Annotated in this window: 11 protein-coding genes and 2 tRNA genes; 2 read left to right on the top strand and 11 right to left on the bottom strand. The window is 59.0% G+C overall.

Going from position 1 to position 15,081, the window contains the following annotated elements; translation table 11 throughout:
* Positions 1–142: 142 nt before the first annotated feature.
* Positions 143–898 carry a 23S rRNA (guanosine(2251)-2'-O)-methyltransferase RlmB gene (gene rlmB, locus JQR87_RS03660; RefSeq protein ID WP_407292485.1) on the bottom strand — a complete coding sequence of 252 codons (756 nt, stop codon included), beginning with the start codon at positions 896–898 and terminating at the stop codon, positions 143–145.
* Positions 895–3,420, bottom strand: a complete 2,526-nt coding sequence (gene rnr / locus JQR87_RS03655; RefSeq protein ID WP_407292488.1) for a ribonuclease R — start codon at positions 3,418–3,420, stop codon at positions 895–897. Before rnr ends, rlmB begins: the two co-directional genes overlap by 4 nt.
* 204 nt (positions 3,421–3,624) lie before the next feature.
* On the opposite strand from rnr, the gene JQR87_RS03650 reads away from it, so the two are divergent.
* Both JQR87_RS03650 and JQR87_RS03645 read left to right on the top strand, forming a co-directional pair.
* A tRNA-Leu gene (locus JQR87_RS03650) sits at positions 3,625–3,711 on the top strand.
* A 100-nt stretch (positions 3,712–3,811) separates the two neighbouring features.
* Positions 3,812–3,898, top strand: a tRNA-Leu gene (locus JQR87_RS03645).
* 194 nt (positions 3,899–4,092) lie between these two features.
* Here the strand turns inward: JQR87_RS03645 and JQR87_RS03640 are convergent.
* From JQR87_RS03640 to JQR87_RS03600, 9 genes are all read right to left on the bottom strand, one after another.
* Positions 4,093–5,388: an adenylosuccinate synthase gene (locus JQR87_RS03640; RefSeq protein ID WP_407292491.1), complete on the bottom strand. Its 1,296-nt coding sequence runs from the start codon at positions 5,386–5,388 to the stop codon at positions 4,093–4,095.
* Positions 5,389–5,464: 76 nt separating this feature from the next.
* Positions 5,465–6,652 carry an ATP phosphoribosyltransferase regulatory subunit gene (locus tag JQR87_RS03635; protein WP_407292493.1) on the bottom strand — a complete coding sequence of 396 codons (1,188 nt, stop codon included), beginning with the start codon at positions 6,650–6,652 and terminating at the stop codon, positions 5,465–5,467.
* A 279-nt stretch (positions 6,653–6,931) separates the two neighbouring features.
* The gene (hflC, locus tag JQR87_RS03630; protein WP_407292495.1) at positions 6,932–7,804 is read right to left on the bottom strand and encodes a protease modulator HflC; all 873 of its coding nucleotides are present in this window, start codon (positions 7,802–7,804) and stop codon (positions 6,932–6,934) included.
* Positions 7,805–8,986: an FtsH protease activity modulator HflK gene (gene hflK, locus JQR87_RS03625; protein ID WP_407292497.1), complete on the bottom strand. Its 1,182-nt coding sequence runs from the start codon at positions 8,984–8,986 to the stop codon at positions 7,805–7,807.
* Positions 8,987–9,083: 97 nt separating this feature from the next.
* The gene (gene hflX / locus JQR87_RS03620; RefSeq protein WP_407292499.1) at positions 9,084–10,385 is read right to left on the bottom strand and encodes a ribosome rescue GTPase HflX; all 1,302 of its coding nucleotides are present in this window, start codon (positions 10,383–10,385) and stop codon (positions 9,084–9,086) included.
* A gap of 12 nt (positions 10,386–10,397) precedes the next feature.
* Positions 10,398–10,652, bottom strand: a complete 255-nt coding sequence (hfq, locus tag JQR87_RS03615) for an RNA chaperone Hfq (protein ID WP_407292501.1) — start codon at positions 10,650–10,652, stop codon at positions 10,398–10,400.
* A gap of 90 nt (positions 10,653–10,742) precedes the next feature.
* Positions 10,743–11,714, bottom strand: a complete 972-nt coding sequence (miaA, locus tag JQR87_RS03610) for a tRNA (adenosine(37)-N6)-dimethylallyltransferase MiaA (RefSeq protein ID WP_407292502.1) — start codon at positions 11,712–11,714, stop codon at positions 10,743–10,745.
* 57 nt (positions 11,715–11,771) lie between these two features.
* Complete coding sequence (gene mutL / locus JQR87_RS03605; protein WP_407292504.1) at positions 11,772–13,649, bottom strand: DNA mismatch repair endonuclease MutL; 1,878 nt, start codon at positions 13,647–13,649, stop codon at positions 11,772–11,774.
* On the bottom strand, positions 13,646–15,067 hold the full coding sequence (locus tag JQR87_RS03600) for an N-acetylmuramoyl-L-alanine amidase (RefSeq protein ID WP_407297833.1): 1,422 nt from the start codon (positions 15,065–15,067) through the stop codon (positions 13,646–13,648). The genes mutL and JQR87_RS03600 overlap by 4 nt, the downstream gene beginning before the upstream one ends.
* Positions 15,068–15,081: the final 14 nt, after the last annotated feature.

Genomic DNA, 15,081 nt, shown 5'->3' with positions numbered 1-15,081 from the left:
CGCCGGGCTAAACCCGACGCTAAACCAAGCAGAGAACGTGACGGCTCGAGCGTCAGATTCAGAACGGACAATTGACCGCGACGAGGACGATCCGTTTCCACCCCCGATCCAAGCCTTGAGCGTGAAACGCAGCGAATGATGACTAGCGGGCAGAACTGGCCGAACGGCGCTGACGACGCGCCTCGAACAAGCAAACCCCTGTGGCCACCGAGACGTTGAGGCTGCTTACGCTGCCCCCCATGGGTAAACGCACCAGAAAATCGCAGTGCTCACGCGTCAGGCGCCGCATACCCTTGCCCTCGGCACCCATCACCATGACGATCGGCCCACTGAGGTCCTGGTCGTAGATTTCCTGTTCGGCCTCGCCGGCCGTACCGACGATCCACAGGCCCCGTTGCTGCAGTTTCTCCAGGGTTCGCGCAAGGTTGGTAACAGCCACGAGCGGAATGACTTCGGCGGCGCCGCAAGCAACTTTTCGTACCGTAGCGTTCAGTGTCGCCGACTTGTCCTTGGGAATGATCACAGCCAAAGCGCCGGCCGCATCCGCGGTACGCAGACAGGCTCCGAGATTGTGGGGGTCTGTGACGCCATCGAGCACGAGCAACAACGGGGCCTCTTCGGTGCGATCGAGCAATTCCTCGAGCATCGCATCGCCCCACACCTGGCTCGGACTCACATCAGCGATCACCCCCTGATGCACACCCTCAACCCATGCATCCATCTCGCGGCGCTCGCACTGGCCGACGCGCACCTTCGAATCGAGCGCCAACTGCAAAAGCGTCTGCACGCGCGGGTCATCACGGCCCTCGGCCAACCAGATCTGCTTGACCCGTTTCGGGTGGTGGCGAAGCAGTGCTTCGACGGCATGCAGACCGTATACCTTCTCAAGATCACTCATGACTTGGCCTTGCGCTTACGCGGCGAGCCCTCGGGCTTAGCCGTGTCCTTGCCGGCGGCTTTCGGTTTGGAGCCGCTGCGCTTGGGCTTACTCTTGGAGGGCTTGCCTGTTTTGGCGTCGTTGAGCATCGCTTTCTTGATTTCGCGACTCTTGCGGACATCGTCGCTGACCGGCTCTTTTCCGCTTGAAGGTGACCCGGCCTTCTTGTTCCTGCCGTCTTTTCGGCCACCCCGACTTTCGGAGCTATTGCGCTCGCCGATACCCGTCTTGCTGCCGCCACCAATCAACTCGAAGTCGATTTTGCGCTCATCGAGATCGACTCGCATGACGCGCACCTGGACGCTATCCCCGAGACGGAAACTTCGGCCGCTGCGCTCGCCTGAGAGCCGATGATGAAGTGGATCGAAGTGGTAGTAATCGCCCGGCATCGCCGTCACGTGCACCAAGCCTTCGACGTAGATATCGGTCAACTCGACGAACAGACCGAAGCCCGTGACTGCCGTAATGACCCCAGGGAAGTTTTCCCCGACTCGATCCTTCATGAATTCGCATTTCAGCCAGTTCACTACGTCACGAGTCGCTTCGTCAGCCCGTCGCTCTGTCATCGAGCACTGTTCGCCCAACTGCTCCAGTGCGGCCTCGTCGTACGGATAGATCCGCGGCTTGGGCATGCTGGTCGCGCCCGCACGCCGTACGTGGGACGTGTCGCGTTTGGAGCGGATCACGCTGCGAATCGCCCGATGAATTAGCAGGTCCGGATAACGGCGAATCGGCGAGGTGAAGTGAGCGTATGCCTCGTAATTCAAGCCGAAATGGCCATTGTTATCGGGGCTGTAGACTGCCTGGCTGAGCGAGCGCAGCATCACCGTCTGGATCACGTGGAAGTCCGGGCGCCCCTGAATGTGCTCCAGTAGTGCCTGGTAATCCTTCGGTGTCGGCCCCTCTTTGCCCTTGTGCAAGGTCAGGCCTAACTCCCCAAGAAACGCCCGGAGTTTCTCCTGGCGCTCCAACGGCGGACCGTCGTGTACACGGTACAGGCCAGGGATATCATGATCCTGAAGGAAACGTGCCGTGGCTACGTTTGCGCAGAGCATGCACTCTTCGATCAGCTTATGCGCATCGTTACGCTCGGTCGGCTTGATTTCCGAGATCTTGCGACCGGCACCGAAGACGATACGGGTTTCCTGAGTCTCGAAATCGATTGCGCCGCGAGTATGCCGCGCCTTGAGCAATATCTTGTAGAGCGCATACAGCTGCTTGAGATGAGGCAGTACGTCACCGTACTCCCCGATCAGACGCTTGCCTTCAGCCGAAGAGGAATGCTCTAGCATGCTGCTTACCTTGTTATAGGTCAGCCGTGCATGGGAATGAATGACCGCTTCGTAGAACTGATAATCCGTCATCTTCCCGGATTTGCTCAGGGTTATTTCGCAAACCATCGCCAGCCGGTCGACATGCGGATTCAGCGAGCAGAGACCGTTAGACAGCTCCTCGGGAAGCATCGGCACGACTCGCTCGGGGAAGTAGACCGACGTGCCCCGCAGCTCGGCTTCTTGATCGAGAGCCGAACCGACCTTTACGTAATGCGAGACATCGGCAATCGCAACGTACAGACGATATCCACCGGAAAACAACTTCCAGCCGCTCAGCTTTTCGCAATAGACCGCATCGTCGAAATCACGCGCATCTTCGCCATCGATGGTGACGAACGGCAGGTGGCGCAGGTCGACACGCTTCTGCTTGTCCTTCTCTTCTACCTCCGGCTTGAGCTTCGCAGCCTCACGCGTCACGGCATCCGGCCAGACATAGGGGATATCGAAGCTACGCAAAGCGACGTCGATTTCCATGCCCGGCGCCATATAGTTGCCGATCACTTCGACCACATCGCCCTGAGGCTGAAAACGCTGAGTTGGCCAGTGCGTGATCTTAATCTCGACGAACTGACCCGGCTTGGCATCCATGGAGCGACCAGGCGTAACCAGGACCTCCTGCTGGATCTTGGGGTTATCGGCCATTACGAAACCGATATCGCTTTCTTCCTGATAGCGACCGACAATGGTTTCATGGGCGCGACTGATCACCTCGACGATAGCGCCCTCACGGCGACCACGGCGGTCAAGCCCGGCGACCCGCGCCAGGCAACGGTCGCCGTCGAACACCAGCCGCATCTGTGCCGGACTGAGAAACAGGTCGTCGCTACCATCATCGGGGACCAGAAAGCCGAAGCCATCGCGATGTCCGCTGACGCGTCCGCATATCAGGTCAAGCTTGTCTACCGGGGCATAGGTGCCACGCCGGGTATAGATAAGCTGACCGTCTCGCTCCATCGCACGCAACCGGCGGCGTAGAGCTTCTATATCTTCTTCGGAGGATAATCCGAACTCTTCCACCAGCTGTTCACGCGCCGCTGGCGAGCCGCGCTCGCTCAGGTGCTGGAGGATCAGTTCGCGACTAGGGATAGGGTTTTCGTACTTTTCCGCTTCACGTGCGGCCTCGGGGTCGAGGGATTGCCAATCGGCCATTAAGAGATGTCACCTTTCATTCATGTATAGAGGCAGAACGCCCTGTATCTATTGAAGCGCGAAACGCCTTCTGACGGCAGCTTTCGAGCAAATTATTTTTCCTGGGCGGGGCTTTACAAGGAATAACCCCGCCCGTATAGTTCGCGCCCACAATGTCTGGTAGACGTTGTAACACGGAAACGACGAAGTATCATCGTTTGCAGTGCCCAGGTGGCGGAATTGGTAGACGCACTAGGTTCAGGTCCTAGCGGTGGCAACACCGTGGAAGTTCGAGTCTTCTCCTGGGCACCATTTATCCGATGAAACCGCTGTGATAGCGATTTTCATAGACACGAGGTTAGTCGGCCTCGACCAGCAATCGACAAAAGTCGATGAGTAATCATCGCGACGTGCCCAGGTGGCGGAATTGGTAGACGCACTAGGTTCAGGTCCTAGCGATGGCAACATCGTGGAAGTTCGAGTCTTCTCCTGGGCACCATTCTTCAGAAAAAACCGAGCTATAGCTCGGTTTTTTCGTTTTACAGCCACAAACCTTAAACGCTGTTCAAACCGAACACGCCGTCAGTTCATGTAGCGGTTCAAATCGCTTAACGGCACGACACATACGAAGCCCTTTCGTTTCTGTAAAAAAAAAGACCGCTCAGGGCGGTCTTTTTTTGTTTTCTCACCGAATCAGGCGTAGGGATGACGCAGCACGATGGTTTCGTTGCGATCCGGCCCGGTGGAGATAATGTCCACAGGCGCTTCGACAAGCTCTTCGATTCGCTTGATATAGGCGCGAGCATTCTGAGGCAGCGCTTCGAGCGACTTGACCCCAACGGTTGACTCACTCCAACCAGGCAGCTCTTCATAAACCGGCTGCAATCCCTGGTAGCTGTCCGCGTCAGTTGGCGCATCCACAAGAACGTCTCCGTTACGATCCTTGTAGGCCACGCAGATGCGGATCGTTTCCAGCCCATCAAGCACATCCAGCTTGGTCAGGCAGAGACCCGAGACGCTATTGATCTCGATGGCGCGACGAAGGATGACCGCATCGAACCAACCGCAGCGACGAGCGCGACCGGTAGTCGAACCGAACTCATGCCCACGCTCCGCCAGTCGAGCACCAACCTCATCAAACAACTCGGTGGGAAACGGACCCGAACCGACGCGAGTGGTGTAGGCCTTGGTAATGCCCAGGATGTAATCCAGATAGAGCGGGCCGAAGCCGGAACCTGTCGCAGTACCGCCTGCCGTGGTGCTGGAGCTGGTGACATACGGATAGGTGCCATGGTCGATGTCGAGAAGCGAACCCTGCGCGCCTTCAAACATGATCCGAGCGCCCTGCTTACGCAGCTCATGTAGACGAGCCGAAACATCGGTCATCATCGGCTTTAGAATTTCTGCATAGCCCAGCGCTTCGTCCAGCGTCTTCTGGAAGTCGACTGGCTCGACTTTGTAGAAATTCTGCAGGATGAAGTTGTGGTATTCGAGCAACTCTCGCAGCTTGACCGTGAATCGCTCCGGATTGAACAAGTCGCCAATGCGCAAACCGCGACGAGCAACCTTGTCCTCATAGGCTGGGCCGATCCCACGGCCGGTCGTACCGATCTTGCCTTCCGATCGGGACGCCTCACGGGCCTGATCCAGCGCTACATGGTACGGGAGAATCAACGTGCAGGCGGGGCTGATGCGCAACCGCTCGCGAACCGGCACACCCTTCTCTTCGAGCTTTGTGATTTCACGCATCAAGGCGTCAGGCGCAACGACCACACCGTTACCGATCAGGCACTGCACGTTTTCGCGCAGGATGCCGGACGGAATAAGATGCAATACAGTCTTCTCGCCATCAATGACCAGGGTATGACCCGCGTTATGGCCGCCCTGGAAACGAACCACGGCCGCCGCCTGGTCGGTCAGCAGATCGACGATCTTGCCCTTGCCCTCATCACCCCATTGGGTGCCCAGGACTACGACATTCTTACCCATAAACCTTGTCCTCTTGGCGAAGCATACCGGTCACGACCGGCGAAATAATCTGGAAAACCTGCCCGGCACAGCTGCTCTAGCAGCCTAGCGACGTCACAACCCAGGAACCTTGTTGAAATAGCAATTGCCGGTCGCAGCCAACGGTAGCCGCAGCATCGATTTGCTGCCCAGCCAGAGCCTGCACGACCCGCTCACCCTGCTCACGCAGCTGGCGGATCGCCTGCCACAGCGCCGAATCGGTACTGTATGGCGCCCAAATACCCGCTAATGGCGCTACCAGCTCGGCATTGCCCAAACTGACCAGAGTCTTCAGGTCTGTCGAAAATCCGGTCGCCGGCCGCGCGCGGCCGAAATCCGCGCCGATATCGTCATAGCGGCCACCTTGAGCGATCGACTGTCCGACGCCCGGAACGAATACCGCAAACACGACGCCGGTGTGGTAGTGATAACCACGCAATTCACCCAAGTCGAAATACAGCGGCAGCTCTGGATACCGCATCGCTAGCTGGTCTGCGATCTGAGTCAAGCCCTCGAGTGATTCGAGAACAGGAGCCGGGGCCCCCGCAAGCAACTTCCGCGCTGCATCGAGTGTTTCCCGCCCACCGCAGAGTCGCGCCAGCGCCCGCAACATGCCTGCCAGCGACGGTTCGATATCAGCCGTCAACGCGGTGATCTCATCCATCGCCTTGCGCTGCAGCGCATCGAAAAGATGCTGTTCCGCTTCGCCTGAAAGCCCGGCTGCACGAGCCAGTCCTCGGTAGATACCTACGTGCCCAAGATCCATATGCAAATCAGGCACATCGGCCAGCAGCAGGGTTTCCAGCATCAAGCTGATCACTTCCAGATCGCTGGAGGTACTGCTATCACCGTAAAGTTCGGCTCCCAGCTGTATCGGGCTTCTTGAGGTGGCGAGTGCCTGAGGCTTGGCATGCAGCACGCTGCCGGCGTAGCACAGGCGGCTCGGCCCTTCGCGGCGCAGGGTATGGGCATCCACGCGAGCAACCTGCGGGGTAATGTCCGCACGCAGACCCATCTGCCTGCCGGACAACGGATCAATCACCTTGAAAGTCTTGAGATCGAGATCCTGCCCAGCGCCAGTGAGCAGCGACTCAAGAAACTCAACGTGAGGTGTAATGACCAACTCGTAGCCCCAGCACTGAAACAGATCCAGCACCCGACGTCTTGTGGTTTCGATACGCGCCGCCTCAGAGGGCAGCACCTCTTCGATGCCATCTGGCAGGAGCCAGCGGTCTACCGTTGCCATTTCGCCAATCACCTCTCGATACGGCAAATCAATTCAAGCAGACGAACAACGAGACTGCAGCCAAAGCCAGCCAACGGTCGCGTGCGATTTTGTTCGAACCATGGCGCCAGCGCCACGCCCCAATAGGGGATTGCATGGCTAGCCATGCCTGGACCTGTCTGCTCCCGCGGGGGTTCAGACGCAAAAAAGCCGGGTTTTGCCCGGCTGATGGATCATAGCAATCTTTTGCGAAGGGGTCACCCGGAGGACCGAATCGTCCAACCGGGCGGCCCCGTCGGGTTAGCGCGTGCTACCAGACTGCAGATAGCGGAAGAAGTCGCTATTGGGGTCGAGTACGAGCACGTCGTCCTTGTTGGCAAAGCTGTCGCGATAAGCCTGCAGGCTACGGTGGAAAGAGTAGAACTCCGGATCCTTACCGTAAGCAGCTGCATAGATTGCAGCAGCCCGCGCATCACCGTCACCCCGCAGCTCTTCAGCTTCCCGGAAGGCCTCAGCAAGCAATACCCGGCGCTGGCGATCGGCGTCGGCGCGAATGCCTTCAGCCAGTTCCTTGCCTTTCGCCCGATGTTCCCGAGCCTCACGCTCGCGCTCGGAACTCATACGCTCGAACACGCTGCGGTTAACTTCGCGTGGCAGGTCGATTCCTTTCACCCGAACGTCGACCACTTCGATGCCAAGCTCCTGTTGAGCGGCGCGATTGAGGCTGTTTGTTACCAACCCCATCAACTCGTCGCGCTGACCGGAGACGGACTCGTGCAGCGTTCGCTTACCAAACTGATCTCGCAGCGCCGCCTCAAGTCGGCGCGCCAGTCGCTCGTCGGCGATCTGCTTCATACCCGATGTCGCGGTATAGAAGCGTTCGGCGTCATCAACCCGCCATTTCGCGTACGAGTCGACCATCAGCGCCTTCTTCTCCAACGTCAGGAATCGCGACGTTGTAGTGTCAAGCGTCATGAGGCGCGCATCGAATTTCCGCACGCTGTTCACGTAGGGAATCTTGACGTGAATGCCCGGCTTCACGTCAGGCTCGACGATCCGACCAAAGCGAAGCAGCACAGCGCGCTCGGTTTGCGAAACGATGTAAAAACTGTTCCATGCGACGATCGCCAGCACGACGACTACGATCAGCGCGGTCAGGGATTTGTTGCTCATTTAACGGGCCTCCCTTGTACGCACTTCGCGAGGATCCAGTTCCGGTGGCAGACGCGTCGATTGAGTCGAGGCGCCGGATGCGGACACAGCGGACGACCGTTCCGAGGTATCGGTCCGGCTATTGATCATCTTGTCCAGCGGGAGGTAGAGCAGGTTGTTCTGCCCACTGTCTCCAGTGACAAGCACCTTGCTGGTATTGCTCATCACTTCCTGCATGGTCTCCAGATACAGACGCTCACGCGTAACGTCAGGCGCCTTGCGGTACTCGGCCACCAACTTGGAGAAGCGGTCCGCTTCACCCTGTGCACGAGAGATAACCGCGTCGCGATAACCGCTAGCTTCCTCCAGCATCCGCTGAGCCTGACCGCGAGCCTCGGGAATCACACCATTGGCATAGGACTCTGCCTGGTTCTTCTCCCGCTGCTCATCTTCTCGCGCCCGGATCACATCATCGAAGGCTTCCTGCACTTCACGAGGAGCCGCCGCGCTTTGCAGGTTCACCTGGGTCACGACAATACCGGTGCCGTAGTTATCGAGGAAACGCTGGAGGCGCTCCTTGACCTCAGCCGCCATTGCCTCACGCCCTTCGGTCAGGACCTGATCCATCGCAGTCGAACCCACCACATGACGAACAGCACTGTCAGTCGCGTGCTGCAAAGACGCTTCCGGATCCTCGACATTGAGGACGAACGCCTTCAAGTCGCTGATCTTGTATTGCACGGTCAGAGGCACTTCGATGATGTTCTCGTCCTCGGTAAGCATCTGCCCCTGCTTGCTGTAGGAACGCTCACGAGTCACGTTTGCCTGAAACTTCCGGTCGAACGGCGGGAAGTAGATATTCAGACCTGGGCCGACGGTGTCGTGGTATTCGCCGAAGCGCAACACCACCGCCTGCTCTTGCTCATCCACGATGTAGATGGCATTGAACAGCCAGACAGCGAGCAAAACCACCAGACCAATCCAGACCAGCGCGAACCCGCCACGGCGACCGCCGCCTCCGCTAGACGTTCCGCCACTACGCTTCTTGCCACCAAACATGCCGTTCAGGCTGTCTTGCAGCTTTCGGAAAGCCTCATCCAGGTCGGGCGGACCTTTCTGATCGCCACCGCCGCGACGACCACCGCCACCGCTACCCCAGGGATCCTGGTTATTCGAGTTGCCACCCGGCTCATTCCAAGCCATAGCGCTCTCCATTCAAATAAAGCTAAAGACGCGCCAACGGCGCGCCCACCAATGCTACCGAAAGCCCGGTTCGAACGGCTTAAAAGCCCCCCGAGCTTTATTGCAAAGTGTGTTGTTCAAAAAACGTTTCGGCTTCGAGCCCCGCTCGACTGATAAGACGATGCAGCTCGACACGTTGCAAACGCACGTCAAGCAAACTGACGCCTTCTTCGTCATGAGTCTCAGACTGCACGGCACCCAGATCAAACAACTGGGCTCGCATCCGCCCCAGCTGCTGAGGTAACCGAAGCGTTCCCACGAACAGATCGTTACCCAGCAGTTCGGCAATGGCCTGCTTCAGCAAATCCAGCCCCAGCCCTTGCTGCGCCGATACCCAGACCCGCTGCGGCACTCCATCCGCGTTGCGCTGGATCTGCGGCTCGATCTCATCGAGCAGATCCACCTTGTTATAGACCTCCAGAATCGGCAGCTCATGTGCGCCGATCTCGGTCAGCACCGCCAGCACCTGTTCGATCTGCTGGTCGCGCTCAGGCTCATGCGCATCGATGACATGCAGCAGCAGATCAGCGTTACTCGACTCCTCGAGCGTCGCGCGGAAGGATTCAACAAGCTTATGCGGCAAGTGGCGTATGAAACCCACCGTATCGGCGATCACTATCGGTCCGAGGTCGTCCAGATCCAGACGACGTAACGTCGGATCCAACGTCGCGAAAAGCTGATTAGCGGCGTAAACCTCGGACTCGGTCATGGCATTGAACAGGGTGGACTTGCCCGCGTTGGTGTAGCCCACCAGCGATACCAGCGGAATATCGGCGCGCTGGCGACCACGGCGTGCTTGCTCACGCTGGCTGCGAACCTTTTCCAGCCGCTGCTTGATCTGGCGGATACGCACCCGCAGCAAGCGTCTATCGGTCTCCAGCTGCGTCTCGCCAGGGCCGCGCAGACCAATACCGCCTTTCTGCCGCTCAAGGTGAGTCCAGCCACGCACCAGCCGCGTGCTCATGTGATCCAGCTGGGCCAGTTCTACCTGCAACTTCCCTTCGTGCGTACGCGCACGCTGGGCAAAGATATCAAGGATCAAGCCCGTCCGGTCGAGCACGCGACATTCAAGCGCACGCTCGAGGTTTCGCTCCTGACTAGGCGTGAGAGTGTGATTGAAGATGACCAACTCGACCTCGTCGTCTCTAACGAGGTCATGAAGCTCTTCGACCTTGCCGCTGCCGATCAGAAACTTGGCGGAAGGCTGGTGCCTGGCAACATTGACGAAGCCAACAATTTCGGCGCCGGCTGACTTCGCCAGCTCCCGAAATTCTTGAGGGTCTTCACGCGCCGCTGGATCCTGGGCATCCAGATGAACCAGGATTGCCCGCTCACCACCCCCGGGACGTTCGAAGAACAATGAAGGCTCCCTTTATTCGTTACCCGACTCGGACTGCTCGGCATCGCCAGTAGCTGGCAGGCGCACCGGACGACCGGGAACGACCGTTGAAATGGCGTGTTTGTAGACCATTTGGCTGACGGTGTTCTTGAGGAGAATGACGAATTGGTCGAACGATTCGATCTGGCCCTGCAGCTTGATGCCGTTGACCAGGTAGATGGAAACCGGAACGCGCTCCTTACGCAAAGTGTTCAGGTAAGGGTCTTGTAGCGAATGCCCTTTTGACATGTGCCGCACTCCTTAGAGGATCTTTTCGTTTAGTTTTTAGAATCAAACACAGCCGACCCAAATCTGAGGATAGCCGGTCGAATCGTAGTGTCAGCTCAATATGGTGAGCGACTCCAAGTATTTCAATGCTCGCGGCAGATTGTCGCAGGCTGAACTTTCCAGCCAGTGAACCCCCTCCCAACCCCTCAACCAAGTCAATTGGCGCTTGGCCAGCTGGCGGGTAGCGACCACCCCACGCTCGACCATTTCCTGCGCAGAATAATCGCCATCCAGGTGACACCAGACCTGACGATACCCAACCGCACGCATGGACGGCAGTTCGGCATGAAGATCGGGGCGCCTGCGAAGTGTTTCGACCTCTTCGACGAAGCCCTGTTCAACCATCTGAACGAACCGCTGCTCGATGCGCTGGTGCAAGACCTGCCGTTGAGCGGGCGCAATGGACAGCTGCGCGACAGTATAAGGCAAGACGCCGCCCTCTGGCGTGCCGCCTCCGGCTTTTTGCGCGCTTTGGCGAGCACGGTGTTCAGTCATGCTGATACCACTGACCTGAAACACCTCCAAAGCCCTGACGAGACGTTGAGGATCATTTGGATGGATCCGAGCGGCCGACTGCGGATCGACCTCAGCGAGCTGGCGGTGCAGCGCAGCGAGCCCCTCCGTTCTGGCTTGCGCTTCGAGGGCAGCACGCACATCAGGGTCGGCGGCCGGCATATCCGCAAGTCCGTCGATCAATGCTTTGAAATAGAGCATCGTGCCGCCGACGAGAAGCGGAATGCGGCCCGCCGCCGTACTCTTGGCCATTTCTGCAAGTGCGTCTTCGACAAACTCAGCAGCCGAGTAGCTTTGCGCAGGGTCTCGAATGTCGATCAGCCTGTGTGGATAAGCCTCCAGCAGCTCAGCTGAAGGTTTGGCGGTGCCGATATCCATACCCCGATAGACCAGGGCCGAGTCGACACTGATCAGATCGCACGGCAGGACCTGGGCGAGCTCGACGGCCAGATCAGTTTTGCCGGCGGCAGTCGGACCCATGAGAAAAATGGCGGGAGGTAATCGGGACATCGGGCGCTCATGAAAGGGATAGCGGGCTGCGGATAGCTTTGAGACAGCAAGCGGGGGTTATCGCCCCCGAAGGAATAGCTTATCCAGGTCGCTCATTCCCATCTGCGTCCAGGTCGGCCGGCCATGATTGCATTGGCCGCTGCGCTCGGTCTGTTCCATGTCACGCAGCAGGCCATTCATCTCCGGCACGGTGAGGCGCCGGTTTGCCCGCACCGCACCGTGACAGGCCATGGTACCGAGCAGCTCGTTGAGATGTGACTGAATGCGGTCACTGGTGCCATATTCGAGCAGATCGGCTAGCACGTCCTGCACGAGCCGGGTTGCCTCGGCCTGCTTGAGCAGCGAAGGAATCTGCCGAATCGCCAAGCTCTCCGGACCGAGTCGCTGCAGCTCGAAACCAAGCATCTGAAACCACTGCCCATGCTCCTCAGCGCAGTCAGCTTCGCGTTGGCTAACGGCGATCGACTCGGGAACCAGCAGCGGCTGGCCGCGCAGCCCCTCGTTCGCCATCGCCGTTTTAAGCCGCTCATACATGATCCGCTCATGAGCGGCATGCATATCCACCAGCACAAGCCCCTGAGCGTTTTCCGCGAGGATGTAGACACCCTTGAGCTGAGCCAGCGCATAGCCAAGCGGTGGAACGTCATCCTGGCTTTCCGGCAATGCCGCAGACGTAGGCTCAGCAAGCGGTGAAAAGAATTCCCGATAGGCGCCCTGCGCTTCGGCAACGTTGCCGACTGGTGATGCCCGAGGCGCCTGATAACCCGCTCCCGAACCGCGCCAGGCTGGCTGCATCGGCGGTGGTTGCTCCAGCACGCTGGCGGCGAGGCTCATTTCGTTCTGACCGGCAAACTCTCCGGCGTCCCGACCCGTGATCTGGATAACGGGGGCCACACTTGCTGGCGAGGCCAGCTGATCCTCCGGACGTACATCGCCGAGCGCGCGATGCAAGGTGCCGTACAGGAAATCGTGCACCATGCGGTTGTCGCGAAAACGCACCTCGTGCTTGGTTGGATGAACATTGACGTCCACCACCGCGGGGTCGACGTCCAGGAACAGCACGAACGTTGGGTGCCGACCATTGAACAGCACGTCACGGTAGGCCTGCCGCACCGCATGAGCGACCAATTTGTCGCGAACCATGCGCCCGTTTACATAGAAATATTGAAGATCCGCCTGGCTACGGGAAAACGTTGGGAGGCCGACCCAGCCCCAAAGGTGCAAACCGTTGCGTTCGATCTCGACCGGCAGCGCTTGCTCTAGAAATGCGGAGCCACAGACCGAGGCGACACGGCGTCCTCGCGATGCCGGGTCGTTGGCCGGATGCAGCGCCAGGACCACCTTGCCGTTGTGCCGGAGGTGAAAAGCCACATCGAAACGCGCGAGTGCCAGCCGCTTGATCACTTCCTGCAGGTGATCGAACTCGGTCTTCTCCGTACGCAGGAATTTGCGCCGTGCAGGCGTATTAAAGAACAGGTCGCGAACCTCTACCGACGTGCCGACCGGATGCGCTGCGGGCTGAACCCGAGCCTCCATGTCGCGCCCCTCGGTCTCCACTTGCCAGGCCTCCGCCGCATCAGCGGTACGAGACGTAAGCGTGAGCCTGGAAACGGAACTGATGGACGCCAGCGCCTCGCCGCGAAAGCCAAGGCTCATCACGCGCTCAAGGTCTTCCAGATCGCGGATCTTGCTGGTGGCATGCCTGGCCAGCGCCAATGGCAAGTCATCTGCAGGGATACCACAGCCGTCATCGCGCACCCGCAGTAATTTGATGCCGCCCTGCTCGACATCCACTTCGATACGAGTTGCCCCTGAATCGAGGCTGTTCTCCAGCAGTTCCTTGATCACCGAGGCGGGTCTTTCAACTACCTCACCGGCAGCAATCTGGTTCGCCAGCCGCGGGCTGAGCAGCTGAATGCGCGCCGCCTCGGTCATGGCTGCGAGGCCAGCGTGGTGGCCGGTATATGCAGCGTCTGGCCGACCTTGATCACATCGCCTTTCAAGCTATTGGCTTTGCGCAACGCAGGCAGACTGATCTGATAACGCTCGGCAAGCAGCGCCAGACTTTCGCCGGACCGCACAACGTGTTCGCGCGCCGTGCTGGCAATCTTGCCGGAGTCTCGCAACCACGCAATGTAGGTGCCTGGCGGTGGGTTTTCCTGGAAAAACTGCCGCACGCCTTTGTGGATAGAGCTTGCCAGCGACTTCTGATGGCCAGCAGTCTGCAACTTGCGCGCCTCGGACGGGTTGGAGATAAAACCGGTCTCTACCAGGATCGAGGGAATATCAGGAGACTTCAGCACCATGAACCCAGCCTGCTCCACGCGCTGTTTGTGCAATGGCGTGATGCGGCCCATGTTGCTCAACACTTTCTGCCCCACGTTGAGACTGGACGAAAGGGACGCCGTCATCGACAGGTCAAGTAGCACGCCAGCGAGCATCTGGTCCTTGTCCCCAAGACTGACGTTGCCGGCGCCACCGATCAGATCCGATCGGTTTTCACTGTCAGCCAGCCATCGTGCGGTTTCTGATGTGGCCCCCCGATCGGACAACGCGAACACAGAAGCACCGTAGGCTGCCGAGCGTGGCGCCGCGTCGGCGTGGATGGACACGAACAGGTCCGCGCCTTTCTGGCGGGCAATTTCGGTGCGCTTACGCAGAGGGATAAAGTAGTCGCCCGTCCGTACCAACTCAGCGCGAAAGCCTTTATCTGCGTTGATCTGACGTTGCAGTTCCTTGGCGATTTGCAAGACCACGGTCTTCTCGTAGATCTTGCCGGGACCGATCGCCCCCGGGTCCTCGCCGCCATGTCCTGCGTCGATCGCGACGACGATATCGCGCTTGCTGCTGGGCAGCGGAGGCAGTTTTATAGCCGGCAAGGTCGGCGAAACGGGCGTGGCCGGCGTGCTCGGCGTGGCAGTCGCTGGAACATCAGAGGTGGAGGCGGCTGCTGCATCGGCGGCACTGTCATACAGATCGACCACTAACCGATGGCCGTATTGCTGGTTGGGCGTAAGCGTGAAGCTTTTTGGCGACACTTCGGCGTTCAGGTCAATCACCACACGCAGGGTGTCGGCGTCATATTTCGCCGCTCGCAACCCGGAAATCGGAGTGTTCTTTAGCAGGAGTTGATCGAATGGCTTTGACAAGTTGGCGCCATCGACATCGATAACGATTCGATCAGGGGCCGTAAGGGTGAATACCTTGTGCTGAACCGGCCCGGACAGGTCGAAAACCAGGCGCGTATTGTCGGGCGCTCGCCACAGACGCACGCTCTGGACGTCAGACGCTGCAAGGACCTGCATGGCCGCGAGCATCAATGCCAAACCACTTACCAGCGCGCGCATGCGCATACCCAACCCCATGA

Origin of the sequence: Stutzerimonas stutzeri (assembly GCF_051028275.1) — a bacterium.
GTDB lineage: Bacteria > Pseudomonadota > Gammaproteobacteria > Pseudomonadales > Pseudomonadaceae > Stutzerimonas > Stutzerimonas stutzeri_AS.
This window is presented reverse-complemented; position numbering and strand designations above follow the sequence as displayed.